General features: G+C 49.2%; 23 protein-coding genes. 17 read left to right on the top strand and 6 right to left on the bottom strand.

Annotated features, from left to right (window positions below):
- Positions 1-45 precede the first annotated feature (45 nt).
- Positions 46-621: a 5'-methylthioadenosine/S-adenosylhomocysteine nucleosidase family protein gene (locus tag HC229_RS10210; RefSeq protein ID WP_191020381.1), complete on the top strand. Its 576-nt coding sequence runs from the start codon at positions 46-48 to the stop codon at positions 619-621.
- On the opposite strand, the gene HC229_RS10205 is transcribed toward HC229_RS10210, so the two are convergent.
- Complete coding sequence (locus tag HC229_RS10205; protein WP_191020380.1) at positions 618-989, bottom strand: winged helix-turn-helix transcriptional regulator; 372 nt, start codon at positions 987-989, stop codon at positions 618-620. The genes HC229_RS10210 and HC229_RS10205 overlap by 4 nt on opposite strands.
- Before the next feature lie 87 nt (positions 990-1,076).
- Between HC229_RS10205 and HC229_RS10200 the strand changes: the two genes are divergently transcribed.
- The 8 genes from HC229_RS10200 (at position 1,077) to HC229_RS10165 (ending at position 7,483) form a co-directional block, all read left to right on the top strand.
- Positions 1,077-2,012 (top strand): NADP-dependent oxidoreductase, encoded by a 936-nt coding sequence (locus HC229_RS10200; protein ID WP_191020379.1) that lies wholly within the window; start codon positions 1,077-1,079, stop codon positions 2,010-2,012.
- Positions 2,013-2,087: 75 nt separating this feature from the next.
- Positions 2,088-2,657, top strand: a complete 570-nt coding sequence (locus HC229_RS10195; protein ID WP_191020378.1) for a Crp/Fnr family transcriptional regulator — start codon at positions 2,088-2,090, stop codon at positions 2,655-2,657.
- Between the two features lie 124 nt (positions 2,658-2,781).
- The gene (locus tag HC229_RS10190; RefSeq protein ID WP_191020377.1) at positions 2,782-3,219 is read left to right on the top strand and encodes a carboxymuconolactone decarboxylase family protein; all 438 of its coding nucleotides are present in this window, start codon (positions 2,782-2,784) and stop codon (positions 3,217-3,219) included.
- A 69-nt stretch (positions 3,220-3,288) separates the two neighbouring features.
- Positions 3,289-3,714: a helix-turn-helix domain-containing protein gene (locus tag HC229_RS10185; RefSeq protein WP_191020376.1), complete on the top strand. Its 426-nt coding sequence runs from the start codon at positions 3,289-3,291 to the stop codon at positions 3,712-3,714.
- Positions 3,715-3,810: 96 nt separating this feature from the next.
- Positions 3,811-4,572: an SDR family NAD(P)-dependent oxidoreductase gene (locus HC229_RS10180; protein WP_191020375.1), complete on the top strand. Its 762-nt coding sequence runs from the start codon at positions 3,811-3,813 to the stop codon at positions 4,570-4,572.
- Between the two features lie 111 nt (positions 4,573-4,683).
- Positions 4,684-5,586 carry a helix-turn-helix domain-containing protein gene (locus tag HC229_RS10175; protein WP_191020374.1) on the top strand — a complete coding sequence of 301 codons (903 nt, stop codon included), beginning with the start codon at positions 4,684-4,686 and terminating at the stop codon, positions 5,584-5,586.
- Between the two features lie 79 nt (positions 5,587-5,665).
- A complete protein-coding gene (locus tag HC229_RS10170; RefSeq protein WP_191020373.1) occupies positions 5,666-6,502 on the top strand; it encodes an SDR family oxidoreductase in 837 nt (278 codons plus the stop codon).
- Between the two features lie 150 nt (positions 6,503-6,652).
- Entirely contained in the window at positions 6,653-7,483 is an 831-nt protein-coding gene (locus HC229_RS10165; protein WP_191020372.1) for an oxidoreductase, read from the top strand.
- 238 nt (positions 7,484-7,721) lie between these two features.
- Here HC229_RS10165 and HC229_RS10160 read toward each other — a convergent pair whose 3' ends face one another.
- Together HC229_RS10160 and HC229_RS10155 are read right to left on the bottom strand one after the other, a co-directional pair.
- Positions 7,722-8,564: an isoaspartyl peptidase/L-asparaginase gene (locus HC229_RS10160; protein WP_191020371.1), complete on the bottom strand. Its 843-nt coding sequence runs from the start codon at positions 8,562-8,564 to the stop codon at positions 7,722-7,724.
- A 65-nt stretch (positions 8,565-8,629) separates the two neighbouring features.
- Positions 8,630-9,526 (bottom strand): cyanophycinase, encoded by an 897-nt coding sequence (locus tag HC229_RS10155; protein WP_191020370.1) that lies wholly within the window; start codon positions 9,524-9,526, stop codon positions 8,630-8,632.
- Between the two features lie 323 nt (positions 9,527-9,849).
- Here HC229_RS10155 and cphA point away from each other — a divergent pair, with 323 nt between their 5' ends.
- The 6 genes from cphA (at position 9,850) to HC229_RS10125 (ending at position 17,164) form a co-directional block, all read left to right on the top strand.
- Entirely contained in the window at positions 9,850-12,474 is a 2,625-nt protein-coding gene (cphA, locus tag HC229_RS10150) for a cyanophycin synthetase (protein WP_191020369.1), read from the top strand.
- Between the two features lie 687 nt (positions 12,475-13,161).
- The gene (locus tag HC229_RS10145; protein ID WP_191020368.1) at positions 13,162-15,291 is read left to right on the top strand and encodes a S9 family peptidase; all 2,130 of its coding nucleotides are present in this window, start codon (positions 13,162-13,164) and stop codon (positions 15,289-15,291) included.
- Positions 15,292-15,499: 208 nt separating this feature from the next.
- Complete coding sequence (locus tag HC229_RS10140) at positions 15,500-16,099, top strand: TetR/AcrR family transcriptional regulator (RefSeq protein WP_191020367.1); 600 nt, start codon at positions 15,500-15,502, stop codon at positions 16,097-16,099.
- 94 nt (positions 16,100-16,193) lie between these two features.
- Positions 16,194-16,652, top strand: coding sequence for a hypothetical protein (locus tag HC229_RS10135; protein ID WP_191020366.1), 459 nt, complete (start codon positions 16,194-16,196; stop codon positions 16,650-16,652).
- A gap of 1 nt (position 16,653) precedes the next feature.
- Positions 16,654-16,971 carry a DUF3817 domain-containing protein gene (locus HC229_RS10130; RefSeq protein WP_191020365.1) on the top strand — a complete coding sequence of 106 codons (318 nt, stop codon included), beginning with the start codon at positions 16,654-16,656 and terminating at the stop codon, positions 16,969-16,971.
- The gene (locus HC229_RS10125) at positions 16,955-17,164 is read left to right on the top strand and encodes a hypothetical protein (RefSeq protein ID WP_191020364.1); all 210 of its coding nucleotides are present in this window, start codon (positions 16,955-16,957) and stop codon (positions 17,162-17,164) included. Before HC229_RS10130 ends, HC229_RS10125 begins: the two co-directional genes overlap by 17 nt.
- Before the next feature lie 354 nt (positions 17,165-17,518).
- Here HC229_RS10125 and HC229_RS10120 read toward each other — a convergent pair whose 3' ends face one another.
- Positions 17,519-17,887, bottom strand: coding sequence for a hypothetical protein (locus HC229_RS10120; protein ID WP_191020363.1), 369 nt, complete (start codon positions 17,885-17,887; stop codon positions 17,519-17,521).
- Positions 17,888-18,875: 988 nt separating this feature from the next.
- Between HC229_RS10120 and HC229_RS10115 the strand changes: the two genes are divergently transcribed.
- Positions 18,876-19,235, top strand: coding sequence for a hypothetical protein (locus HC229_RS10115; RefSeq protein ID WP_191020362.1), 360 nt, complete (start codon positions 18,876-18,878; stop codon positions 19,233-19,235).
- On the opposite strand, the gene hutF is transcribed toward HC229_RS10115, so the two are convergent.
- Both hutF and HC229_RS10105 read right to left on the bottom strand, forming a co-directional pair.
- The gene (gene hutF / locus HC229_RS10110) at positions 19,236-20,606 is read right to left on the bottom strand and encodes a formimidoylglutamate deiminase (RefSeq protein WP_191020361.1); all 1,371 of its coding nucleotides are present in this window, start codon (positions 20,604-20,606) and stop codon (positions 19,236-19,238) included. It lies immediately after the preceding gene.
- Positions 20,603-21,400 (bottom strand): N-formylglutamate amidohydrolase, encoded by a 798-nt coding sequence (locus HC229_RS10105; RefSeq protein ID WP_191020360.1) that lies wholly within the window; start codon positions 21,398-21,400, stop codon positions 20,603-20,605. The genes hutF and HC229_RS10105 overlap by 4 nt, the downstream gene beginning before the upstream one ends.
- Positions 21,401-21,894: 494 nt before the next feature.
- Here HC229_RS10105 and galA point away from each other — a divergent pair, with 494 nt between their 5' ends.
- On the top strand, positions 21,895-25,296 hold the full coding sequence (galA, locus tag HC229_RS10100) for a beta-galactosidase GalA (RefSeq protein ID WP_191020359.1): 3,402 nt from the start codon (positions 21,895-21,897) through the stop codon (positions 25,294-25,296).
- Positions 25,297-25,451 lie beyond the last annotated feature (155 nt).

The raw sequence follows: 25,451 nt of genomic DNA, 5'->3' as shown, positions 1-25,451 counted from the left end.
GTCAGAAATGTCGGGTTTTTTGCTTTGTGATACCTACATTTGCGCATGCTTAGAGAATTGCTCAACCAAGATCCGCTATTCGTTTTTGCGCTCGAAATCGAGGCGGCATCAGCATTTGAAGGTTGCAACAACGCTTTCGTGGGAATCGGGAAAGTGTCGGCCGGATATCACTTGATGAAAAAACTGGAATCGGGAAAGCCCAGCATCATCGTCAATCTTGGATCTGCCGGAAGCACGGAATTTACCAAAGGAAGTGTAATCGCCTGCAACCGCTTCATTCAACGCGATATGGACGTACGGGCGCTTGGCTACCGAAAATTTGAAACGCCATTCTCCGGCGACGAACCTATTCTCGAGTACGGGTTTTCGGCACCCGAACTTCAACAAGGCATTTGCGGAACCGGCGATTTCTTTGAAATGTCCCACGTAAATACCGAATACAACGTGATTGACATGGAAGCTTTTCCGCTGGCGCTGATCGCCAAAAAAAGCGATATCCCGTTCTTATGCCTTAAATATATTTCGGATGGTGCCGACGGAGCTGCAGCCGAAGATTGGCTGGTGTCGGTGCATCACGCCGCTATTTCGCTGAGAGCCGCGGTCGATATGCTCAAATCCTAGACTTTCACGACGGAGGCTTTCTGGGCGGCGACATCGCGTCCCCATTCGGCAATGACCATCAGCATCGGCAGCAACGTTTTGCCGAAATCGGTCAATTCGTATTCTACCTTCAATGGCGGCTTTGTGGTGTACACCGTGCGCTTCAAAAGCCCGTCCTGTTCGAGTTGTTTCAATTGAAGGCTCAGCGTGCGCTCCGTGACGACCGGCATGAACTTTCGCAATTCGTTATAACGCAGTGCGGCGTTGCGGAGATGAAAGAGGATCACGGTTTTGTACTTCCCTCCGATAAATTCCATCGTGATGCTCGTACTGCACGGAAACTGCTTTCCGCCCATCTCATATTGCTCGTTTTTACAGTCGATCGTCATTTTTATTTCACCTATCCATTTGGATAGTTATTGCAAAGGTAAAAAACTATAAATAGTTTTGTCACTATAATCTTTATAGTTAAAATCATGAAAACATACCTTCTAAATGAAACAGGGCCTGCTTCCAACCTTAATTTGGTCGAGACCGATATGCCACATTTCGCAGCGGACGAAGTTTTAATAAGAGTCAAAGCGATCTCAATCAATCCGGTAGACGCCAAAACCCGATCGGGCAAGGGAATTTTCGGAAAACTCAAAGAGGAAATGCCTCTCGTCCTGGGTTGGGACGTCGCGGGGACGGTAGAAGCCGTTGGAGAGTCCGTAACGGATTTTCAGATTGGGGACGATGTTTTCGGGATGATCCATTTTCCGGGTCACGGCAAAGCTTACGCCGAATATGTCGCTTCGCCTGCATCACAGCTCGCATTCAAACCGATGAACATTTCGTTCGAAGAAGCGGCAGCCGCTACGTTGGCAGCGTTGACGGCGCTGCAAATCCTCAGACCCAACATTTCCAAAGGGCAAAAAGTGTTGATCCAGTCGGCAGCGGGCGGCGTCGGACATTTCGCCATCCAGATCGCGAAGCACCTCGGAGCTGAAGTTACCGGGATCACGTCGACAAAAAATGTCGATTTCGTCAAATCGCTCGGAGCCGATCACGTCGTCGATTATCTGGAAACACCTTTTGAGTCGCTCAGAGGCTTCGATTTTGCACTCGATTCGCTCTCGGGGGAATTTCTCGAAAAACTCTCGTTTACCGTCAAGGATGGCGGCACGCTATGGACGTTGCCATCGGGTGCCAATCTAAAAGATTTGGCACAAAGGCTTGAAGCGCGCAGTGTCAGGCTCGGATTCCATATGGTGCAAAGCAGCGGAGACGACATGAGGCAGATTGCAGATTGGCTCGAATCTCGGAAATTGCAGGCGCACGTCTCCCAGGTTTATGATTTTGACACGCTGCCCAAAGCCCATGAGAGCATTGAGTCCGGTCGCACCAAAGGCAAAATTGTTATCCGTTTATAAGCGTTTGTTGTCGTTTATAGTCGTTTATAGTCGTTTGCTGTCGGAAAATCTTGAGCCGTTGGACTATATTTGTGTATGCAAAATCTGTTGGAACATATCGACAAATTCGTAAGTCTCGACGAAAGCGAAAAAGAATTGTTATTGTCTCGGATATCGTATGTCGAGGCACGAAAAAAACAGTTTTTGCTCGAAGCCGGAAAGCCAGGCTACAAATTGTTTTTCGTGCTCAAGGGTTGCCTGAGGCTCTATCTGATAACGCCCAAAGGAAACGAACAAACCCACCAATTCGTGATCGAAAATTGGTGGATGACCGATTATCTCGCATTCCACAATGATTCGGTTTCGGGATTTTATGTGCAGGCGGTGGAACGTTCTGAGGTCGCGGTCCTGCAAAAATCCGATATGGATTTCCTGCTTGAGAAGATTCCAAAGCTTGAGCGTTATTTCAGGTTGTGCTACCAAAAGGCGGTCGGCGCGGCCCAGAAGAGGATCAGCTATTTGTTTTCGCTTTCGGCCGAGGAGCGCTTCCACAACATGAACGACAAGTTTCCCGAATTCGTCCAGCGCGTGCCTCAATATATGCTGGCGTCCTACCTCGATTTTTCGGCTGAGTTCCTTAGTAAAATCAGGGCTGGAAAGGTTTGACGGTAATCGAAATGAGTATTTGGAATTGTTGTTTCAGGCACCCGAATTCATTTCTTGAAGTACTTCAAGTTTTTTAAAGCGTACAGTGCGGAAATTTGTCCTGTAAACTTAAAAACATTTCACAATGGAAACCAGGGTAAATATCTCAAAAACGGCACCAGGCGCTTATCAGGCATTCGTCGGAATCGAAAACTACATCGCGTCCACGGAACTTACCGCAACCCATAAGGAACTTATCAAGATTCGCGCATCACAGATCAACCAATGCGCATTTTGCATCAACATGCACACTGCCGAGGCGCTGAAACATGGCGAAACCAATCAACGCATTTTTATGCTCAACGCGTGGCGCGAAGCCGACATCTACAGCGATGCGGAGAAGGCACTTTTGGCCCTGACCGAAGAAATGACGATGATCAGCGAAAAACACGTCACGGATGCCACCTATGATGAACTGCGCAAGCATTTCGACGACAAGTACATAGCCGACGCCATCGTGATGGTAATTGCCATCAATGCGTGGAACCGCCTGGCGATCTCCTCCGGATGGAGAGTAGGCTGATCTTTTTTATTTGGATGCAATGTTGGAGAGTCGCTTACGGGCGACTTTCCTTTTTTTGTAAATTTGGATATGCCGCATCCATCCGAAGTTTCCGATCCTTCCGAAATCGATTTTACCGGTCGCCAAAACAACCGGAGGAAAGGCCGTCGCGCAGAACAAATTACGGCCGACTTCATGGCGTTGTTTGGCGCGCATCTCGACGAGCTCTTCGCCGGACGCGCTAACTTCAGGATGTCCACAAGCCAATACGCGGCGAAACTTTTCATCAACAAACGCCACCTGACCAACACACTTAAAGCTACGACAGGCAAATCGCCTTGCGAATTCATGGAAAATGCGATCGCAGACGAGGCCAAACGGCTGTTGCGCGAAACAAATCTTTCCGTTTCAGACATCAGTTCCCGGTTTGCCTGGGACGAACCGACCAACTTCGTAAAGTTTTTCAAAGGAATGGTCGGCCAGACGCCGCTTCAATTCCGAAAAAAAAATAGTTGAGCCGACGGATTGAATCGATGGGATAAAAACTGACGTCTCCACCATTTTTGGCGCTCCGACCGACACTAACTTTGCGTAAATACTAAACGTAAAATCATGTCACAACAAAAAATAGCACTCGTTACCGGCGGAAGTCGCGGACTTGGAAAAAACATGGCGTTGGCATTGGCTAAAAAAGGTGTCGATGTCGTGCTCACGTACAACAGCAATAACGACGAAGCGCAAAACGTGGTTTCTGAAATCGAATCGCTCAGCCGAAAAGCCGCAACGCTTCAATTGAACGTTGGCGAAAGTGCCCTTTTCGGGTCTTTCTTTGAAGAACTGAGATCGACATTATTGGAAAAATTCGGAACAGACAAATTCGACTACCTGATCAATAATGCCGGTACGGGAATGTACGTCCCGTTCGCCGAAACTACCGAGGAACAACTTCAAAACATGTTCGACATCCATCTGAAAGCCGCATTTTTCATGACGCAGAAAGCACTGCCGCATCTCAACGACAACGGCGGCATCGTCAATGTTTCATCGGGATTGGCGCGTTTCAGTTTTCCGGGCTCAGCGGCCTACGCAGCCATGAAAGGTGGCGTTGAAGTCATGACACGCTACCTTGCAAAAGAACTCGGCTCCCGCGGAATCCGTGCCAACGTCGTCGCGCCCGGTCCTATCGAAACCGATTTTGGAGGCGGACGCGTGCGCGATTCCAAAGAACTGAACGAGCAACTTTCGGGAATGACTGCTTTGGGTCGCGTCGGTTTGCCGGACGACATCGGAAGCGTGGTAGCCTTCCTGTGCTCGGACGACGCCAAATGGGTAAACGCCCAACGCATCGAAGTTTCCGGCGGATTGCTGATCTAATCAAGATTTAAACCTCAAAAAACCTCAAACCTCAAACTTTAAACCCTAAACTTTTAAACTTCAAACCTCGTTTTTCCAAATCAATTTGTTTGATTTTCATAACTTCGCATTATGAAGACAGCTGAAACACTGGAAGACTTTTACCGACAAAAACTCAACGGCCTTCCGGCGGATTACCAGCAAGGAATAGGACACTTCAACGTTTTCCGTACCGAAGATTGCTACAACAACGGGCAGGTCACCGTGCATTACAACCGACGCGATTTTTACAAGGTGGCGCTGGTTCGCGGCAACAACCGTTACCATTATGCCGACAGGAGCATCGACGTGGACGGCTCGACCTTGATGTTTTTCAATCCTCAGGTTCCTTATACGTATGAGCCGTTGTCCGAAACGAAAGATGGCGTTTTTTGCATTTTTACTGAATCTTTCTTCAAGGAAAAAATCAGGGGAAGTTTGTCGGACTGGCCGATGTTTGGGTTGAACGGAAAGCCTGGCTACGTGCTCTCCGCCGAGGAAGACGCCGAAGTCTCTGCGATTTTCGACAAGATGCTCAACGAAATCGCATCTGATTATACATACAAATTCGATCTGTTGCGCAACTATGTCCTCGAACTCGCCCATTTCGCGATGAAGCGGCAGCCTACGGAAAACCTCTATAAACATCCCGATGCCAACTCTCGTATCACGACGGTTTTCATGGAACTTCTCGAGCGTCAATTTCCCATCGAGAATCCCGCTCAGCGATTGTCAATGCGGTCCGCTAACGATTACGCCAGCCAACTTTCCGTACATGTGAATCATTTGAACAGGGCCGTCAAATCGACTACGGGAAAGACCACGACCGCCATCATCGCCGAGCGCCTTGCCACCGAGGCCCGTGCGTTGCTGAGGCACACGAACTGGAATGTTTCGGAGATCGGTTACAGTTTGGGATTCGAGGAAGCGAGCCATTTCAACAACTTCTTCCGAAAGCACACCACGCAAACGCCGACAATTTTCAGAAATGTTTGATTTTCGTAACTTTTAGTTTGAAGTGGGCTAATTATCCCGACAGCTGAAGGCGTAACTTTGCTTCATAATCCCACACATTATGAAAACAGAGCAATCAAAAGTTTGGTTCGTTACCGGAGGATCAAAAGGGCTTGGCCGTTCCCTGATCGTCAAATTACTGGATTACGGTTACAAGGTCGCGGCGACCTCGCGCGACGCTGCACAATTACAACAGGCCGTCGGGCGGACCGAAAATTTCCTGCCACTTACCGTCGACCTGGCCGACGAAGAAAGCGTAAAAAAGGCGATCGAAGCGACTATCGGGATGTTTGGCCGCCTCGATGTTATCGTGAACAACGCGGGTTATGGCATCGGCGGAAGCATTGAAGAATTGACGAATGCCGAAATCAAACAGGCGTTCGACATCAATATTTTCGGTACGATCAACGTTATCCGTGCGGCAATGCCCCAACTTCGCAAGCAACAGTCGGGTCACATCATCAATATTTCGTCAATAGCGGGATTCGCTCCTGCGACGGGATGGGCCGCTTATTCTGCGGCTAAAGCGGCTGTGATCGGGATGAGCGAAGTGCTTGCCGAAGACGTCAGGGAATTTGGAGTAAAAGTCACGGTCGTGATGCCAGGCGGCTTCCGAACCTCATTCCTCAAGCCGGAATCGCTCGTGCTTTCTGAGAACAAAATGCCGGAATATACCGCGGTCCGCTCCACCCATGAACGTTATAAAGGAATTGACGGCAGGCAGTCCGGCGATCCGGAAAAAGCGCCTGACGTGTTCATCGACCTTGCCGAAAACCCGAATCCGCCGGTGCGTTTCTTCATGGGAGGCGACGCCGTCAAACGCGCCTGGGAGAAGACCGAGGCGATACAGGAAAATATCAAGGATTGGAAGATAACCTCAAAGTCGACTGATTTTTGAAGTGGCCTTTAAACCTCAAAGGTCTTTTTTAACCCTTTGAGGTTTGAAAAATAAAAATTCAAAACCTCATCCCAATACGGAAATCCTGTAAAAATCCACAAAGTTCCGTCACGACACTCGGAACAATCAACGCTATCAAATAATCACGAAATGAAAAAAACCTGGTTTATTACCGGAGCTTCAAAAGGCTTCGGACTGGAGCTCGCACGCCAACTTTTGGCAAAAGGCGAGAATGTGGCCGCTACGAGCCGCAACAAGAACGAACTCGAAAACCAGATCGCGGCAAGCCCGAACTTTCTCGCGCTGCAATTGGATCTAACCGACGAAAACGATGTCCAACGCGCGATAACACAAACCATTGCGGAATTCGGAAGTCTTGACGTGGTCATCAACAACGCCGGATTTGGTTTATTGGGCGCGGTCGAGGAACTCAGTGACGCCGAAACGCGTCAAAACTTTGAAGTCAATGTATTCGGTTCGCTAAACGTGATCAGGAAAGCGTTGCCGCAAATGCGAAAGCAAAACGCCGGGCACATTCTCAACATTGCTTCGATTGGAGGTTACCTGGGCGACTTTCCCGGATTCGGGATTTATTGCGCCACAAAGTTCGCCGTAATAGGATTTACCGAGGCGCTCGCGATGGAAGTCAAAGATTTCAACATCAAGGCGACAGCCGTTTTGCCTGGTTATTTCCGGACGAACTTCCTGACGTCAGGTTCGTTGGTGACACCTAAAAACGAATTGGACGCATACGAATCGACGCGTGAGAGCCAAAAATTCCACCAGGAGCAGATGAACTTAAACCAACCCGGCGATCCCGTAAAAGGCGCGAAAGCGATCATCGACACGGTTTATGCCGAAAATCCGCCGGTGCATTTGTTTTTGGGCAGCGACGCTTATAAACTTGCGACCGAAAAGTCAAACGCCATGATGGACGAACTCGAACGTTGGAAAAGCGTAACCGTCTCAACGGATTTTTGAGTCAGTAGGGTTGGCGTTAGGGATAGCAGCGGCATCCTTTTGCAAAACGGGAACTTTCGCTTACCCGACAATGCGAGGCAAAAGATATAGCGGATAGCCCGGCGCCGGCGACAATTTAGGATTTGGGACAGGTTTCGATGCGGCGCAACGCCCAAAGAATTAAGATCATTTAAAGATTTAAGGACGTAAAACGCAAAGTGACGTGATCCGGACTCCCTTAATCGCTCAACGAAATACGTTACTCAAAAACCTCAAATTGTTCCCCGTCGAACGACGCGAAAACCATTTTAGGATGCGAATGCTGATGGAAGACATTCCCTTCGCTGTCAATCGCGATCGCACCCGCAAAACCGTCGAAAGGTAGAAGTTCGTCGAACGTTTTGGCGAATGCGTCGCTGAGCGAAAACCCATCTGTGACGCGCGTCACGATCTTGGCTGCGACCGCCCCGGAAACGATGTCCTCGCCTACTCCGGTGCAACTCACGCCGCAACGTTCGCTGGCGTAATTCCCGGCTACGGTAGCCGAATCGGAAATGCGCCCCGGAATTTCGAAACCTTTTCCGCCAGTAGAGGTTGCAACGGCGATTCGCCCGTGTTGGTCGAGCGCGACACAGCCTACGGTTCCGGTTCCGGTTGGTGTTCTTTTGGCCTCGTATTCGGCTCGTCTTTGCGGGATTTCGGTAGAGAATTCGTCGAAGCCGAGTTTTCGGGCGAAAGCAGTGGCGCCTTCGCCTCCGAGGACCTTGTCTTCTGAATCAAGCAATAATTGGGCGACCTGAACGGGATTTTTGACGTTTTCGATGTTGATCACGCCGCTCATTTTTTTGGAATCCCCGTCCATTATCGACGCGCTCATCCTGATTTTTCCGTCCGATTGGATCTGGGAACCGATTCCCGCGTTGAACAACTCGTCGTCCTCGAGCAAAGAGACGGCATGCACGACGGTTTCCAAAGCGGAATTGTGCGTGAGGAATTCAAATGATGCCTTTGCGATGCGTATCAGCGCTTGCTGTTTGGCGACTTTTGTTTCGTTGTTTGTCGAAGATTCGGAGAAAAAACCTCCGTGTATGATGATTTTCATGTGTGACATCGAATGAATCCAACTTTAAACCTTAAACTTTAAACCTTAAACTTTAAACCTTAAACCTAATCCGTCGGGATGCCCAAATCCTCCGCATATTGGGAAGACTTGATCAGCATTTTATGGGTTTTGAGGTTGTAGGTGTCGTATTGACTCATCACGTGCGTCACAAGATGGTTGATCGAGACGGGTTGGCCAAGTTCCACCTGGGTAAGATTGGTGTCTTTGATTTCGCGTCCGTCGACGAGGATCACAAGGCCCGAGCCGATCGCTTCCATTTCGGTTCCGTTCGTGATCAAGAGGCCCGTATCTTCGCCCAGTCCGATGCCCAAAACCCTCGGATTTCCTACCACGGCCTGGAACAAGCGCCCGATTCTTCCGCGTTGGACGAAGTGGGTGTCGATGGTCACGCCGTCGATGAATCCGAGACCGCTTGTGATTTTGACTTCTCCTTTCAGCAACGCTTCGGAACTGCTTCCCTGGTAAATCATAGAGTTCGAAGCGGCCGCGGCTCCTGCCGAAGTTCCCGAATAAATGAAATCCTCGTTGTGGTATTTCTCCAGCAAAAGGTCGTGAAACGGTGTTCCTCCCAAAATGGAAGTGAGCCGCAACTGGTCGCCTCCGGTGAACATGACGACATCTGCGGCTTTGATTCTTTCGAGCGTTTCGGGATCGGAAGCCAATTCGCGCTTCTCCAAATGAAGGACGCCGACGTTTTTCGCTCCGAGATAGTCCCATGCTTTAACGTATTCAGGCCCGATGATGCGCGGAATCTTTGACGCCGTAGTGACGATCTCGATACGGGATTTTTCGTTGTGCTTGGCCTCGTTGAGGATGCGCTTGAGGATGCCGGTCTCGAAAAAATTGATGTTTTTGCTGGCGCTGACGTCAATATCGTTCTCGGTAAAGCTGCCTTTGTCGACGGCCCCGCCTATGATGATGAGTTTTCCTTTTATTTCCATTATAATCCCATAAACTTGGAGGGCGTAAAAATAGGAATAAATGGACAAACGCCCGGTTTTTCTGACGGCAAAGACGGGATTGCACGCATTAATATTCTGATTTGAAAAGCGTTAACCGGATTCATGACTGCGTGAAAAATGCCGGTTTTTGAGGAAAATCCTCACGAAACGCAGCCCAAATCAAATGTTTAACATGAAAATAATTTTGTTTCGATATCGAAATCCGCTATTTTAGGCAATACTTTCACAGATTTAACGAAAATCCTGTGGGTTTTTCTTGAATTTTAAAACATCCATCAGCAGAATCCTAATCAAACAAACCAATGAAAATCTTGAAGATACAGGCATTGCGCGGCCCGAACATCTGGAGCGTGCAACGCAAGAAATTGATACAAATGCGCCTCGACCTCGAGGACATGGAGGAAAAACCGACAAACAAGATCCCGGGATTTCGCGAGCGCATCGAGCAATTACTCCCTACCTTATATGAACATCGCTGTTCGGAAGGCACGCCCGGCGGATTTTTTTCGCGAATCGACCGCGGCACCTGGATGGGTCACGTCATCGAACACATCGCGCTCGAAATCCAGACGCTCGCAGGGATGGAAACCGGTTTCGGACGCACGCGTGAGACTAAAACGCCCGGCACGTACAATGTCGTATTCAGCTATACAGAGGAAAACGTCGGTTTGTTCGCAGCCGAAAGTGCCGTCCGGATTGCAGAGGCCCTGATCGAAGGCGTCGAATACGATCTCGAGGCGGACATCCGGAAAATGCGTGAGATCCGCGAACGCGACCGTCTCGGGCCATCGACGGGAAGTATTGTCGAAGAGGCCGTGGCCCGCGATATCCCATGGATCCGATTGGGTACGAATTCGCTGGTGCAACTCGGTTACGGCGTGAACCAAATGCGCTTCCAGGCGACCATTACGTGCAAAACTTCAAACATCGCCGTCGATATCGCCTGTAACAAAGAAGAAACCAAGCGCATGCTCGACATGAACTCCGTGCCGGTTGCCAGCGGCAGCATTGTCGTGGACGAAGACGGCCTTAAGGAAGTCATCGAAAAAATCGGCTATCCGATCGTGTTGAAGCCGCTTGCCGGAAATCACGGAAAAGGTGCCTCGATCAACGTCAAGACTTGGGAAGATGCCGTGGCGGGCCTCGCATTTGCGCAAACCTACGGACGCCGTACGATTGTGGAAAAGTTCATCACGGGATTCGATTTCCGGGTTTTGGTCATCGACAACAAGCTCGTGGCGGCCGCAAAACGCGTTCCGGCCCATGTGGTCGGAAATGGGGCCGATTCCATCCAACACCTTATAGATGAAACGAATAACGATCCGCGCCGCGGTTACGGGCACGAGAATGTGCTGACCGAAATTTCGGTTGACCGCGATACAGAGGATTTGCTCGCCAAAATGGAGTACACGCTGGAAACCGTCCCGAAAAATGGCGAGATCGTGTATTTGAAATCGACCGCAAATCTTTCTACCGGCGGCACTTCCGTGGACGTTACCGACATGATGCATCCCGAGAATATCTTCCTTGCCGAACGCATCTCGCGCATCATCGGACTCGACGTTTGCGGCATCGACATCATGGCCGAAAATCTGACGCAACCTTTGAAGGAAAACGGCGGATGCATTCTCGAGGTAAATGCGGCTCCGGGCTTCCGGATGCACCTCGCGCCGAGCGAAGGCTTGCCGAGAAATGTCGCGGCTCCGGTCATCGACATGTTGTATCCGCCTGGAAAACCAAGCAGAATTCCGATCATCGCCGTTACCGGAACCAACGGAAAGACGACGACGACACGCCTTTTGGCACATATCGTCAAAAACAACGGCTTCCGTGTCGGTTTTACGACGTCCGACGGGATTTACGTGCAAAATCACATGATGGAAAAGGGCGATACGACGGGCCCGCTTTCGGCAGAATACATTTTGAAGGATCCGACCGTCGAATTTGCGGTTCTTGAAACGGCCCGTGGCGGCATCTTGCGCTCCGGACTTGGCTTCAGCCGATGCGACATTGCCGTGGTCACGAACATACAGGAAGATCATTTGGGCTTGTCCGACATTCATACTTTGGACGACTTGGCTCGCGTAAAGGCTACCGTTGTCAAGAGCGTCAAGAAAGACGGCTGGGCGATCCTGAACGCCGAAGACGAGCACTGCATGAACATCGCCAAAGACCTCAATTGCAATATCGCCTATTTTGCGATGGACGAAGATCATCCGAACGCGAAACGCCTGAGCAAGGAAGGTAAAATCGTCGCCGTTTACGAAAACGGGTTCATTACCGTCAAACGCGGCGAATGGAAAATACGCGTGGAACGGGCTACTCACGTCCCGTTGACGCTGGGCGGAAAGGCCAAATTCATGATCGCGAACGCGCTTGCGGCAACTTTGGCGGCTTACCTTTACGGATTCAAGACCGACGACATCAGCCTGTCGCTGCAAACCTTTATCCCGAGTGTGGCCCAAACACCGGGCCGCATGAACATTTTCGAGTTCAAGCGATTTAAGGTTCTCGTCGATTTCGCACACAATCCATCGGGCTATCTCGGTGTGGAAGATTACCTGCAAAGCGTCGAGGCGACCAAGAAGATCGGTATCATCGCCGGAGTGGGCGACCGACGGGACGAAGACATCAAAGAATGCGGCAAGATCGCCGGGCGCATGTTCGACCACATCATCATCCGACAGGAAAAACACCTGCGCGGACGCACCGAAGACGAAATCGTCAACCTGATTCTCGAGGGCATTTCAGGATCGGGCAAGAACGTGACCTACGAAATCATCACAAAAGAGGTCGATGCGATCAAGCACGCGATCAATTCCGCCGAGGAAGGCACTTACATTACCGCGCTAAGCGATGTCGTGACCAACGCGATCGATATCGTGCAGGAATATTTGGACAAGGAAAACGAGGAAGGGCATATTTAAAGTTTAAGGTTTAAGGTTTAAGGTTTAAGGTTGGAATTCGTTGGGTCACAAAAACCTTCCGATTCTACTTAGACCTTAAACTTTTTTTATCCGACACCTGATCAACCGAGGTTTGGTTTGTCCGACGACTTATAGCTTTGGCTCATACTATTTGCTCGCACCGACAAGGAATGCGCTACGGCTTCGACCATTTATATCCAGTTTAAAACCTTGACCAATTTACAAGGTTATTTAGCCATTAGGGAATCGAAGAAAATTAAACAACAAAAAAGATATTTCGCTACCGACGAAAAGTAGCCTCCAATTGCCGATAACGTTTTGAAAAATCATTGTGATTTTCCCCCAATTTTAAGCCTGAAACCTTCCTCCGCTATCAGGCTAAATGATTCTAAATTTTAACTTATCTGCAAAACTTATTTAATAGTTAAGCGAGTAAAAGCAGACGAAGTTTTCCTCCGCAACTCAACACTTTGAACTAATAAAGCCACAGACTCAAACCTTAAATGCCTAAACACACTCAAAAAAGCAAGTAAAATTGTCGCCGGCACTTTACAACTTTAAATCTCGAACTTTGAACGTTAAACCTTAAACTTCAAACCTTAAACTTCAAACCTACCTCGCGTAACGAATTCCTTGTTTCCTCGACCAACCTGCAAATCCTTACATTTGCAATCCAACTACATTCCCATGATCAAGAGAATAACACTGGCGGTAAGCCTTTTTGTGGCCGTTTCGACCTCGGCCCAAACCCAAAAATTGACTTTAGAGCAAGGCGTTTTGCAACAATTCGGACAGTTCCGCGCCGATGGCATGCGCGGTTTCCAATGGATTCCGAACACCGGCAATTATGTATTTTATGCCGATGGCGGACGCAAGCTCATGACGGCATCGGCAACGAACAAAACCGCGTTAGAACTCGTGGCGTTGGCCGACGTCAACAAAGCGACGGGAGCCGAATTCAAGTCGTTCGGCGGTGTCGCCTTTAAAAATTCAGACACTTTTATCCTCACTTCAGGTGGGAAATCCTACGAATTCAACTTTAAGACGAAGACCGGAAAATTGATTGCCGAATTGCCTTCTGAAGCTGAAAACACGACTTGGGACGAAGCCCGAAAAGTCGCCGCGTTCACACAGGCGAACAACCTGTATTTCTGGAAGGAAGGTTCGGTTAAGGCCGTCACCAACGAAACCAGTAAAGAAATCGTGTCGGGAGCCTCGATCGCGCGCAATGAGTTTGGGATTTCGGGCGGAATTTTCTGGTCGCCGAAAGCCAATTTGCTTGCGTTTTATCAAAAAGATGAATCGGAAGTTGCCGACTATCCGCTGCTCGACATAAATGAAACGCCAGGAAAACTCCAAAGCATCAAATATCCGATGATTGGACAAAAAAGTGAAAAGCCCAAAGTCGGGATTTACAATCTGACTTCCGGAAAATCGGTTTTTATTTCGCCAAAAGGCGCCTCGGACGATTACCTGACGAACCTCGCCTGGACGCCTGACGAAAAATATGTGTTGATCGCCGAGGTCAACCGTGCCCAAAACCACATGCACCTGAATCTGTACGACGCCAATTCGGGCGCTTTCATTCGGACGATCCTCGAAGAAAAATCGAATGCCTGGACAGAACCGGAACACCCTGCGTTTTTCCCGAACGCGAAGTCGAACAACTTCGTCTGGACCAGCGAACAGGACGGTTTCAACAATTTTTACTACTATAACCTCGAAGGCAAACTGCTCAAGAAATTGACGTCGAACAAGTTCATGGCGCGCGATATCATCGGAGCCAACCCATCGGGAACCGAGTTCTACTTTAAGGCGACAGGCCCGAATCCGACGAATATGTTGGCTTACAAAGTCGACCTCAAAGGAAAACAGACGCTGCTGACCAAAGATGAAGGCGTCCATAACGTGGCGATTTCCACCGACGGAAATTTCGTTTTCGACGAATATTCAAACCATTCGACTCCGGGCAAATCGCTGATCTGGAACAAATCCGGCAAGTCCGAGACGCTGATAGAAAGCCCGAATAAGTACAAAGATGTCGTCATGGGCTCATCCGAGATCAAGACAATCAAGGCCGCTGACGGAAAGACCGATTTGTACACCCGCCTGATCAAACCAAGCAACTTCGACCCGAGCAAAAAATATCCCGTTTTCGTCTACGTGTACGGCGGGCCGCATGCCCAACTCATCACGAATTCCTATCTCGACGGAGCCAATTTGTGGATGTATTGGATGGCGGAACAGGGCTACCTGGTCTTTACCGTCGACAATCGTGGATCGGACAACCGCGGCGTCGCATTTGAAAGCGTGATCCACGGACGCGTCGGCGTTCACGAAATCGACGACCAGATCAAAGGCGTGGAATACTTGAAATCACTGCCGTATGTCGATGCCAACCGCTTGGCCGTCCACGGATGGAGTTTCGGCGGATTTATGACGACTTCGCTGATGCTGCGCCAACCCGACGTTTTCAAAGTTGGAGTCGCAGGCGGCCCGGTCACCGACTGGAAATTTTACGAAATCATGTACGGCGAACGCTATATGGACACGCCGGCCGAAAACCAAAAAGGTTTCGACGAATCAAGTACGCTAAATTATGTAAAGAACCTCAAAGGAAAATTGCTCTTGATCCACGGGACGAGCGATGACGTCGTGGTCATGCAACAAAACTTCGCGCTTGTCAAAAAGTTCGTCGAAGCCCAAAAACAAGTTGACTTCTTCCCTTATCCGATGCACAAGCACAATGTTTCCGGTCGCGATCGCGTGCATTTGATGCAGAAAGTGCTCGATTACGTGATTGAAAACAACAAATAAACGATTCAAAAACAATTTGGAACGCCTGGGGAAACTCGGGCGTTTTTTTTGGAGCCGGGAACCTGCCCTCGCCGGTCGCTTTTTGAATCCTCAAAGGTTTTGAAAACCTTCGAGGTTTCAAAAGAGCTCCGACAACGGCTCGGTCAGGGCTAGGCCCCGGAATATGGGAACGTTTTGAGTACAGGGACAAAATCCGTTTCTTTGCCGAATGAGCAAACCGTCGTCCAAAGCCGCTTCCACGAGACTTGAAATCCTGAGCAAGGCTTTCGAACTGATTTACAAAAACGGCTACCAGACGACGAGCGTGGATGTCATCATCGCCGAAACCCGCGTAACCAAAGGCGCGTTTTATTACCATTTCAAAAATAAGGACGAAATGGGCCTAGCGCTGATCCGGGAAATCATGTCGCCGGGAATGATGGACACGATCGCAACGCCATTGCAAAATTCCCAAAACCCGACTGAGGATATTTACAAGGTTTTTGAATCCCTGCTGCTTACCAATCCTACTATCACACAGGAATCAGGATGCCCTGCGGCAAACCTTGCCCACGAAATGTCCGCTCACGTCTATTTCCGGAGCGCGCTTCACAACCTTACCAAAACCCTGGAGCACGTTATAGCGACAACGCTCGAATCTGGCAAAGCGATCGGCAAAATCAACCCGTCGGTAAATTCCAACGAGGTCGCAGCGTTCGTTATGGGCAGTTATTGGGGTGCCCGCAACCTTGGAAAGCTGGAAGAAGGCAAAAAAATATATCGCGCTTACCTGGCCCAACTTCGAAACTATTTGCGAACACTTAGCTAAACCGCGTCGCAAAATCACGGGACGGGCAAAAAAAATTCAGTCCAAAAACATACCAATTAGTATGTTTTAGTATATTTGCGCAAAATTACCGCTTATGTATGCGACTGGACTCTTCTTACATTCCATAACCCGATGGGCCGTCCTGATAGCGTTGCTATTGGCTATTTACAAATCGGCACGGGGCTATTTCAGGAAACGTGACTTCACGAAAAGCGATAACTCCATCCGGCACTGGACCGCCACGATAGGTCACATCCAATTGATGATCGGCATGTTCGTGTATACGCAAAGCCCGATGGTCGCTTATTTCTGGGCCAACAAAAAAGAAGCCGTTAAAAACGCGGACGCCTTATTCTTCGGAGCCGTCCATATCCTTTTGATGTTCGCGGCCGTGATCCTGATGACGATTGCATCGGCAAAAGCAAAACGAGAAGCGACATCGTCCGCAAAGTTCAAGACCATGCTCGTTTACTTTTCGATAGCACTTGTGATCATCTTTCTTGCAATTCCGTGGCCTTTCTCTCCTTTTGTCCAACGCCCTCTATTTCGATGAAATGAAAAACCATATTTCCAGACTTCGCCTTGCCGGTTGGCTCGAAGGACTTTCGCTGATCGCCCTTATTTTTATCGCCGTACCGCTAAAATATATTTGGGACGCACCTCAGTTCTCGAAAATTCTCGGTCCGGTACACGGCTGCCTGTTTCTGCTATTTGTATTTTCCGTGTTCCAAACTGCCGTGGAGCAGCGCTGGAAATTTACACAAACCACCTGGAAAGTGCTGTTGGCGTGCCTGATTCCGTTTGGGACGTTCTATGTGGACAGGAAAATCTTACGCAAACTAGACGCTCAAGACAATGGTACGCATTTTTAAAACAGACATCCGCGACACTTTTGCAGTGAATGCGGTCCGGGTCAAGCTCGACGAACTGCTGTGGTTCGCCAAATGGAATTTCGACCTCGAAGACCAGGATCGTATCCTGCGTGTTGAATATCCGGACGGCGTCGTATTTTCGATTGAGGAAGGTTTACAAAAGTTAGGACTTTCGTGTGTGGAGCTGCATTGATCGCCGAGCTCGAAACGCCCCGGACGGACAACAAAATCGATCTAAAAAAAGCGACCCGAAGATCGCCTTATGCCATATTCTCTTACGGATAGCAAGCAGAAACACAAAAAAAATCCCGAAGCAAGAGCCCCGGGACTTTTCGAAACATGGCAGTTTCCTTTCCAGAATTAATTTTTCCAAAAGTTCCAAAGTTTGCCCGAGAACCTGAAGTAGGCGGAATCCGGCGAAAGGCGCAACCGGTTTTCGACAGGGATCCGTCCTTTTAAAAATTCAAGCCGCGCCTCGGCCGTTCTCAGCGAAACCCATTGCTGCAATAGATTTTCGGCCGTGCCGGCAAGCTTTTGTCTTGAGTTTTCATACGATTGGTACTCGTTCTGCAATTCGTAGTCGTATTCGCCAATGACCGCAAATAACGGGTAATCGTATCTCAGGCTGAAATCGTGGGCCGAGCGCACTACCCCGAAACAGGTTGCCGTCCGCAAGAATCGTCTTGAGCGTATTCTCGAACTTGTACAAGGCGTATTCATCCGTGTCAAAATTCGAAAGCAATTGGGCGAATTCATAGCCGTTTTTGCTGCCGTAATTAAAGTTGTAGAACGCTTTCCAGAGCGCACTTTTTTTGAGGCCGTCGCTGTCGTCTAGCGAATAGAGCCATTTTTCGAATTCCTTTAGCGAGAGGTTCTTTTCGAGAACGTCGAAGAATTTTAGGGTTAGAGCTTTCATGATGATCGTATATTCGTTGCGTTGTTGTTGATATAATGATTTTAATCGTTCCTTTTGTTCATTCGAACCGGCGTTTCGTTTGCCCCCATACTTTGATTTGAAACGGGCGTCTCCCAACTTTAAACCTTGAACCTTAAACTTTAAACTTCAAACAAAAAAAAAAGCACCTGCTGTTGGCAAGTGCTTCGTATCTAAAGGGAAAGAACGTCATTTTCTTCGCGTTTGTCTACTTGTACACTTGCCCGTGCGGCCATTTCGGTCACACACATTGAAGAGCTCCACCTGTTTAGGTTGCTTCATCGTGCGGTTATGGATTGAAATAAGGTTCATCGCTTTTATTTTGTAAGTAGTACGGTTAGTTTGAACGTTGCAAAGAAACTAAGACTTTTTGGAATCTGCAAGAAAAAATAAAATTATTTTATTGAAAATCAACGAGTTATGAAATTGTCAGGCAATAGTTACCTTGTCCGCAACGTGTGCGGATACTCATATTCAGGATTCGGCATCAGCAGATGGTGATCCAAAAACTTAGCGGCAGTTGCGTTTACAATGTAGTTTCATTCCAATTGGTCATAAAAAAAGCGCCCCAAAAAGAGGCGCCTTGTGTGATATTCTTATCAATTACTGATTCAGATTATGGGTTTACACAAAACGCCCGCATGCCAAAACGGTTTCACGTCCTGACGGTTACAATTCGACATAATATGGTTTTGCGTTTTCATCTGTCGCGAAATTAGTGATTTAAGTCCGATATCCGATCGTTTAAAGTGAGGTTGGCGCAACTTTATCATTTTTTTAGGAAGCTCCTCCCGCTGTCCGCTTTTAGTCCTCTCGCCCCAACCCAATTTTTGCGGTAGCGTTTCCGGCTTCCTGAGGTCGCCGTCCCGCAACCCAAAAATCAGGGTTGGTGCGCTGCGGGCTAACCGCTCCCATCGGGGCTATGGCATCGGGTGGCAATATCCATCGGTGTTCTACGTTGAAATCTGAAATGAAGCATTTTCGATCGAACTGGAATCTCGGCTTTTACGGACTTTCCGTTATACCGATATTGTACACGGTTCTGTCGTGCTTCCTATATTTCAACGCATATTTGCTGCTTGGCCATTTTCCGAAACCGAGTCTTAATGATCCCGGGACCTTTGCACTTCCCGAATATTTAGGAAAAGTCGCATTGCTTTCCCTTTTTTGTCTGCCGTATTCTTTTGTAGCCTGGCTTTTGCTGTCGGCCGCTTACCTTTACCGCCACCGCAAACCGCTGAATGTCGTCGCACTCGTATTTTCGTTAACCGCTTATGCGATTGCGGCCGGGATCGTATTTTCGAACGTCACGGAATGGCTGCTGGACTGACTATTGTCGCGTCCCGAGTTCCCGCATCGTTCGTTTGAAACCTTCTACATTCTGAGCATGTGCTTCGTGCTTTCCATGCCTGACGACCCACTTTCCGGAAGCTATCGTGCCCAAAATGTTCGAAACATCCGCCGAATAGACAAACGTATTGCACAAGTTTTTTACCGATGCCGTCGCCGCGAGAGCCGAATCCGCATCCATCACGACCGCATCGAAAGCATCGCCGACCTTAAAAAAAGTTTCGTTCTGCGCGCCCATCGCCTTGCGTCCGGATTGCCATGCCGATCTTATCGCATTAAATCCGCTGTCGCCTTTTGCCGGTTCATAAAACGTAGTCCGCTTATGCGAGATCAGGCGTTGTCCGTAATCGAGGATTCGCAATTCCTCGAACGGATTGAGCCCGACATGGCTATCGGTACCGATCGACCATTTTCCGCCGAGGTTTTTATAATCTTCAAAACGAAACAACCCGTCCCCGAGATTTCCTTCCGTGCTCGGGCAAATCACGACGTTGGCGCCTGATTTTGCTATTTCGGCCACTTCCGCACCGTCGAGGTGCGTCGCGTGCACCAAATGGTAATTCGAATTCACGCCACAATTATCCAATAGCCACTGAACAGGTCGTTTTCCGTGAAACGCCAGACAATCCTCGATTTCCTTAAGTTGCTCCGAGACATGTATGTGGAACGGTTGGTTTTGATCCATCCCGTTTGTCAACCTCACCACGTCTTCGGGTTTTACCGCGCGAAGCGAATGGATTCCGGTTCCCCAGTTCGCCCCTTCGCAAGCCGCCACCGATCGTTTCGTCGCCTCGAGCAATTCGAGATAGTCTTCCAAAGTCGATGAAATAAAACGCTGTTGTTTCTCTACCGGAGGCTGCCCAAAACCGCCTTGCTGGTAAAACATCGGAACCAGCGTGATCTTTATTCCCGTCTTTTTCGCGGCGGCCACCAATCGCTCGCCCATCTCGGACAAATTTGCGAACGGCTTCCCGTCTTTATCGTGGTGCAAATAATGGAATTCCGCTACCGAAGTGTAACCGTGCCGGAGCATCTCGGCATATAACATCGCTGCGATATCCTCGAGCTGGTCGGGCGAAATGGTAAGGGCCAAATTGTACATGGCCGTGCGCCAGCTCCAAAAATCGTCGGGAACGCCGGTGCCTTCGTGCAGTTCGGCCAAACCGGCCATCGCATACTGGAACGCATGCGAATGGGCATTCTGGAAACCCGGCAACGCAAATCCGTTGACTTGTTCGCCCAACCTGTTTTGGGCAATCGATTCGATCTTCCCGTTTGCATCTATTGAAACCGCGGCATTCTCAAGCCATCCGTTTTCGGTAAGCAGTCCTTTAAAACAAAACGTCTTCATTTTTTTAGCACATCAATGATATTCGTAAACATGTCTTTGAGCAACGCACGCATTCCCTCTGCTCTTCCCTCGTGATATTCGGTTTCGGAATCGTCCATGTAATTTTTCTTGGCCATTTCGAGTTGGAGCGCGTGGATATTGTCTTGGCGCTGCCCGAAAAAACGCGTGATGTAACCGCCTTTGAACGGAATGTTGTGATTTACCTCGAACGGCCCTTTCTTCAACGCCTCGTAAGCTGCGGCAATGATCGCTGGCGAGGCCGACGTCAGGTCGTTGTCACCTAAGATCAGGTCGGGAAACGGAGTTTTTGAAATTCCCGGCACCGATTTCCGGATCGAATGCGCGTCAAACAACAACGCCACGCCATGTCTTTCGACCAATCCCGCGAGCATTTCCTCGACCTTTTTGTGATACGGAATAAAATATTCTTCGAGCCGTTGTTCGATTTCGGCATCGTCGGGCTTTTTCCCGTGGTAAAGCGCAAGTCCGTTAAAATCGGTTACCGGGCAAAGGCCTGTGATGACGCGCCCGTCGTAGTACAGCGGTTCGCGTTGCGGATAGCGGTTCAGGTCGATAACCCAACGGCAATAATTCGCCTCGATCATCCCGATTCCCATGGCGGGCGCGAAGTCGTATAATTTATCGATGAACCAGTCGGCGTCGTCCGGGCGCTCGGCCAATTCGGGTTTGATACGCGATTTTATCCCAGGCGGAAAATAGGTGCCGGAGTGAGGCGAACTGATGAGTATCGGGACCTCATCGGCGGTAGGTTGAGTAATTGTATAGAGTTCCATCGGATTCTTTTTTCAAATGTAGGTATTTAAGATAACAGACGAATGGAGAGCGGACGATAGATGCTCGAGCGAGCATGGATTTGCATTTTCGCTGATTTCGTATCATTAATGGGTTTGGCGTTTGGGAATGGCGAGTATCGCGAATTTGTTGGAATACGTGGGTGTAACTTTTTGGTTGTTTTCCAGTTGGTGTTTTGCGTTCGCAGATTTAAGATTTCATACAGTTTTTCTGGATGTTGGCGTGGGTGAAGCTGGGTAAATTTAGGGTGGGTGGCGGGGGCATTTTTTCCAGGCAAATTTTATTTTCCGACGTCAGCATTTAATCTGCGCCGGAAGTTTAAAATCTGACGCTGAGAGCAAACGCGACATTCCGCACAGAATCAACCTCGGGAAACGAACGCCGATCAACCGTTGAACTTAAAGGACGAACTGGTAGGGTTCAGTAGGGAAATGAAAACGTTCTCGTTATTTTTATCGAAACCAAATCCCCACACATGAAATTCCGCTTCATTCTGCTTTTTTTGCTTTTCGCCCTCACGCTTTTCGCCCAGACACGAAAAAAAACGGATTTCGATTTCGGGTGGAAATTCCAGTTCGGGCACGCCTCGAATCCGGAAAAAGATTTCAATTATTCGGTTGAGACTATTTTTTCCAAATCCGGCAGCGACGGTAAGACGGCGGTAAGTCCAGGTTTCAACGATTCCAATTGGACAACCCTCAACCTTCCGCACGATTGGGCCGTGGCGCTGCCGTTTCGATATATTGACCATTTCGGTGTGCAATCACACGGTTACAAGCCGGTCGGCGGGCATTTCCCTGAAACTTCGATCGGTTGGTACCGCAAACATTTCAAATTGGATGCATCCGACAAAAACCAGCGGTTCGAGCTACAGTTCGACGGGATTTACCGCGACGCCCAAGTGTGGGTCAACGGCTTTTACTGCGGACGCAACGAAAGCGGTTATCTCGGCGCCAATTACGATGTTACGGATTTTGTATCGTTTGAAACCGAAAACGTTGTGGTTGTCCGCGTCGACGCATCCCAATACGAAGGCTGGTTTTACGAAGGTGCGGGCATTTACCGCCACGTTTGGCTCAATCAGTACGACGACGTCCACATCGATACCGACGGGATTTTCGCCCATGCCAAAATTGCCGGTAAAAAGGCGAACCTGACCGTAGAGACGACGATCGCCAACGACGGGTTCGAAAATGCCGATGCTACCGTACAGTTTCTCGTGAAGGATCGGTTAGGGAAAGTGGTTGCGAGTTCGGCAAGTTCCAAAATCTCGCTGTCGGAAGGAAAGAAAACGACGATAAACCAACACGTCCCGGTCTCCAATTTGCGTTTGTGGTCGCTTGAAGATCCTTATCTCTACCGGATTTCGGTCCGCGTCAGCCAAAATGACAAATTGATCGATTCGGAGATCGTCCCATTCGGATTCCGCACAATTGAAATCAAAAACAACGGCGTTTTCGTCAACGGAAAAAAGCACAAAATAAAAGGCGTCAACAATCACCAGGACCACGCAGGAGTCGGCTCGGCAATTCCCGATCATTTGCACTACCACCGCGTGATGCTCGAAAAACAAATGGGCGTCAACGCCTGGCGCATGAGCCATAATGCTCCGGATCCGGTGCTCTTGATGGCTTGCGATTCCCTCGGAATGTTGGTCATGAATGAAAATCGCCTCGTCAATTCCGGAAAGGAATACGCCGGCCAGTTTCGGAAATTGCTAAAGCGCGACCGCAACCATCCTTCGATATTTATGTGGTCGATTGGGAATGAAGAAGGCCTGATCCAGAAAAACGACACCGGAAAACGCATCGCAAAGTCGCTGCTCTCGATCTTACGTCAATACGACCACACACGAACCGCTACGTATGCAGCTAATTTCGGGAACGAATTCGAAGGCATAAACGAAGTAATCCCCGTGCGTGGATTCAATTACAGCCATAAAGCGGTCGCCGATTACCACAAATCACACCCTGGCCAGCCTATCATCGGCACCGAAATGGGCAGCACCGTGACTACGAGAGGTGTCTATGAAAAAGACACGATCCGCGCTTACGTGCCTGACCAGGACATTTCGTTCCCGTCCTGGGCGAGCCGTGCAGAGGATTGGCAGAAATTGTCGGCCGAAAACGACTATTGGCTCGGCGGGTTCATCTGGACCGGATTCGACTATCGCGGTGAGCCGACGCCTTACACCTGGCCCAATATCGGTTCCCATTTCGGGATAATGGATAGCTGCGGTTTCCCGAAAAATCTCTACTATTATTATCAAAGCTGGTGGACCGATAAGGACGTCATGCACATTTCACCTCACTGGAACTGGCCGGAAAAGCGCCATTGGAACAAGCCTTCGGACGATGTCGAGGTTTGGGTGAATTCCAATGCGGATAATGTGGAATTGTTCCTCAACGGCAAATCACTCGGTAAAAAAGACATGCCGGGAAATGGCCACCTGAACTGGACCGTTCAGTACGAACCGGGAAAACTGGAAGCCATCGGATACAAAAGAGGCAAAAAAATCAGTGGATCGGTCGAAACTACGGGCGCGCCGGTCGAAGTGGTCGTCACGCCTTACAAAACCACGATGACCGCCGACGGAAAAGACGTGGCTATCGTCAACATTTCGGTAATCGACAAGGAAGGGCGAACCGTGCCTGATGCAGACAATATGATCCGATTTGAAATTAAGGGCGACGCCAAGATAATTGGTGTCGGGAACGGAGATCCTAGTTCACACGAACCGGACAAATGCTCGGACGGTGCCTGGCAACGCTCGCTGTTCAACGGTTTTGCGCAAGTCATCGTCCAGGCCGGGACGACATCCGACTTTATTCATTTCGATGCCAAAGCTGCGGGATTGACCACCGGAGCTACCGACTTCATCACCGTCGAACCTGCGAAAAAAAGGATTGTCACGTCCGATAAAAAATATGCGCTGTCAGGAGAAGCCGCCAAACCGCGTCCCGTCGACCAGATGCTCGGCGCCGACATTTCTTTTCTTCCCGAACTCGAAGCCCGCGGCATGAAATTTTTCGATAAGGGCGTTGAAAAAGATGCGATCGCCATCCTGAAAGACCACGGTTTCAACTACGTCCGGTTAAGGATTTTCAACGAGCCTGCCAACGAAAAAGGCTATTCGCCCGGCAAAGGTTTTTGTGATCTCGCCCACACCCTGGAAATGGCGAAACGCATAAAATCCGCGGGAATGAAATTGTTGCTCGATTTTCACTATTCCGATTATTGGGCCGATCCGGGCAAGCAGTACAAGCCAAAAGCCTGGGAAGGCCAATCGATGGAGCAACTCAAAAAATCGCTTTACGACTGGACGTTCAAAGTGATGTCCGAACTCAAAAACCAAAACACTTTGCCTGACATGGTTCAGGTGGGCAACGAGATCAACCACGGCTTGGTTTGGCCAGAGGGTTCAATCGCGAATCCCGACGGCATGGCGCAACTGTACAATGCAGGAGTCGCCGCCGTGAAAGCAGTGAATCCGAAAACACAGATGATGTTTCACCTTGCATTGGGCGGACAACATTTCGAATCTACCGAATGCCTTGACGAAATGGTCAAACGCAATGCGCATTTCGACGTGATCGGATTGTCCTATTATCCGAAATGGCACGGTACGATCAATGATTTGGAATACAATATTTTCGAATTGTCCGAGCGCTACGACAAAGATGTGATCGTGGTCGAATATTCACACAAGAAACAGGAAGTCAACAAGGCTGGTTTCGATTCGCCTAACGGACGCGCCAAAGGAACCGCAATCTGGGAGCCGCTTTCGACTTGGGAGAAATTCTTCGAGCGCGACGGAAAGTCGAATGCGTTGCTGCTCGAATACGATGACATCAGCGCAAAGTTCCTCAAAAAATAACGCGACCGCCATCCGAATCCGGCCAATTTGAGACTAGCCAATTTTAAAAAAACCAAATTGTTGCAAAACGTTTGTTACAAATTAAAATGTAATGAAACATTCGTGACAGCTGTTTGTTTGCAGAATTGGCGCGGCAAAAAAACCCAACAAATCCC

The organism is Flavobacterium selenitireducens, from assembly GCF_014748335.1.
Lineage (GTDB): Bacteria > Bacteroidota > Bacteroidia > Flavobacteriales > Flavobacteriaceae > Flavobacterium > Flavobacterium selenitireducens.
Note: the sequence above shows the minus strand (reverse complement) of the source record. Positions and strands in the feature narration are given on the sequence as shown.

What these genes read in the sequence shown, in the direction of transcription:
- HC229_RS10210 (WP_191020381.1), top strand. Translation starts at nt 46, where the DNA reads ATGCTTAGAGAATTGCTCAACCAAGATCCGCTATTCGTTTTTGCGCTC.
- HC229_RS10205 (WP_191020380.1), bottom strand. Translation starts at nt 989, where the DNA reads ATGACGATCGACTGTAAAAACGAGCAATATGAGATGGGCGGAAAGCAG.
- HC229_RS10200 (WP_191020379.1), top strand. Translation starts at nt 1,077, where the DNA reads ATGAAAACATACCTTCTAAATGAAACAGGGCCTGCTTCCAACCTTAAT.
- HC229_RS10195 (WP_191020378.1), top strand. Translation starts at nt 2,088, where the DNA reads ATGCAAAATCTGTTGGAACATATCGACAAATTCGTAAGTCTCGACGAA.
- HC229_RS10190 (WP_191020377.1), top strand. Translation starts at nt 2,782, where the DNA reads ATGGAAACCAGGGTAAATATCTCAAAAACGGCACCAGGCGCTTATCAG.
- HC229_RS10185 (WP_191020376.1), top strand. Translation starts at nt 3,289, where the DNA reads ATGCCGCATCCATCCGAAGTTTCCGATCCTTCCGAAATCGATTTTACC.
- HC229_RS10180 (WP_191020375.1), top strand. Translation starts at nt 3,811, where the DNA reads ATGTCACAACAAAAAATAGCACTCGTTACCGGCGGAAGTCGCGGACTT.
- HC229_RS10175 (WP_191020374.1), top strand. Translation starts at nt 4,684, where the DNA reads ATGAAGACAGCTGAAACACTGGAAGACTTTTACCGACAAAAACTCAAC.
- HC229_RS10170 (WP_191020373.1), top strand. Translation starts at nt 5,666, where the DNA reads ATGAAAACAGAGCAATCAAAAGTTTGGTTCGTTACCGGAGGATCAAAA.
- HC229_RS10165 (WP_191020372.1), top strand. Translation starts at nt 6,653, where the DNA reads ATGAAAAAAACCTGGTTTATTACCGGAGCTTCAAAAGGCTTCGGACTG.
- HC229_RS10160 (WP_191020371.1), bottom strand. Translation starts at nt 8,564, where the DNA reads ATGAAAATCATCATACACGGAGGTTTTTTCTCCGAATCTTCGACAAAC.
- HC229_RS10155 (WP_191020370.1), bottom strand. Translation starts at nt 9,526, where the DNA reads ATGGAAATAAAAGGAAAACTCATCATCATAGGCGGGGCCGTCGACAAA.
- cphA (WP_191020369.1), top strand. Translation starts at nt 9,850, where the DNA reads ATGAAAATCTTGAAGATACAGGCATTGCGCGGCCCGAACATCTGGAGC.
- HC229_RS10145 (WP_191020368.1), top strand. Translation starts at nt 13,162, where the DNA reads ATGATCAAGAGAATAACACTGGCGGTAAGCCTTTTTGTGGCCGTTTCG.
- HC229_RS10140 (WP_191020367.1), top strand. Translation starts at nt 15,500, where the DNA reads ATGAGCAAACCGTCGTCCAAAGCCGCTTCCACGAGACTTGAAATCCTG.
- HC229_RS10135 (WP_191020366.1), top strand. Translation starts at nt 16,194, where the DNA reads ATGTATGCGACTGGACTCTTCTTACATTCCATAACCCGATGGGCCGTC.
- HC229_RS10130 (WP_191020365.1), top strand. Translation starts at nt 16,654, where the DNA reads ATGAAAAACCATATTTCCAGACTTCGCCTTGCCGGTTGGCTCGAAGGA.
- HC229_RS10125 (WP_191020364.1), top strand. Translation starts at nt 16,955, where the DNA reads ATGGTACGCATTTTTAAAACAGACATCCGCGACACTTTTGCAGTGAAT.
- HC229_RS10120 (WP_191020363.1), bottom strand. Translation starts at nt 17,887, where the DNA reads ATGAAAGCTCTAACCCTAAAATTCTTCGACGTTCTCGAAAAGAACCTC.
- HC229_RS10115 (WP_191020362.1), top strand. Translation starts at nt 18,876, where the DNA reads ATGAAGCATTTTCGATCGAACTGGAATCTCGGCTTTTACGGACTTTCC.
- hutF (WP_191020361.1), bottom strand. Translation starts at nt 20,606, where the DNA reads ATGAAGACGTTTTGTTTTAAAGGACTGCTTACCGAAAACGGATGGCTT.
- HC229_RS10105 (WP_191020360.1), bottom strand. Translation starts at nt 21,400, where the DNA reads ATGGAACTCTATACAATTACTCAACCTACCGCCGATGAGGTCCCGATA.
- galA (WP_191020359.1), top strand. Translation starts at nt 21,895, where the DNA reads ATGAAATTCCGCTTCATTCTGCTTTTTTTGCTTTTCGCCCTCACGCTT.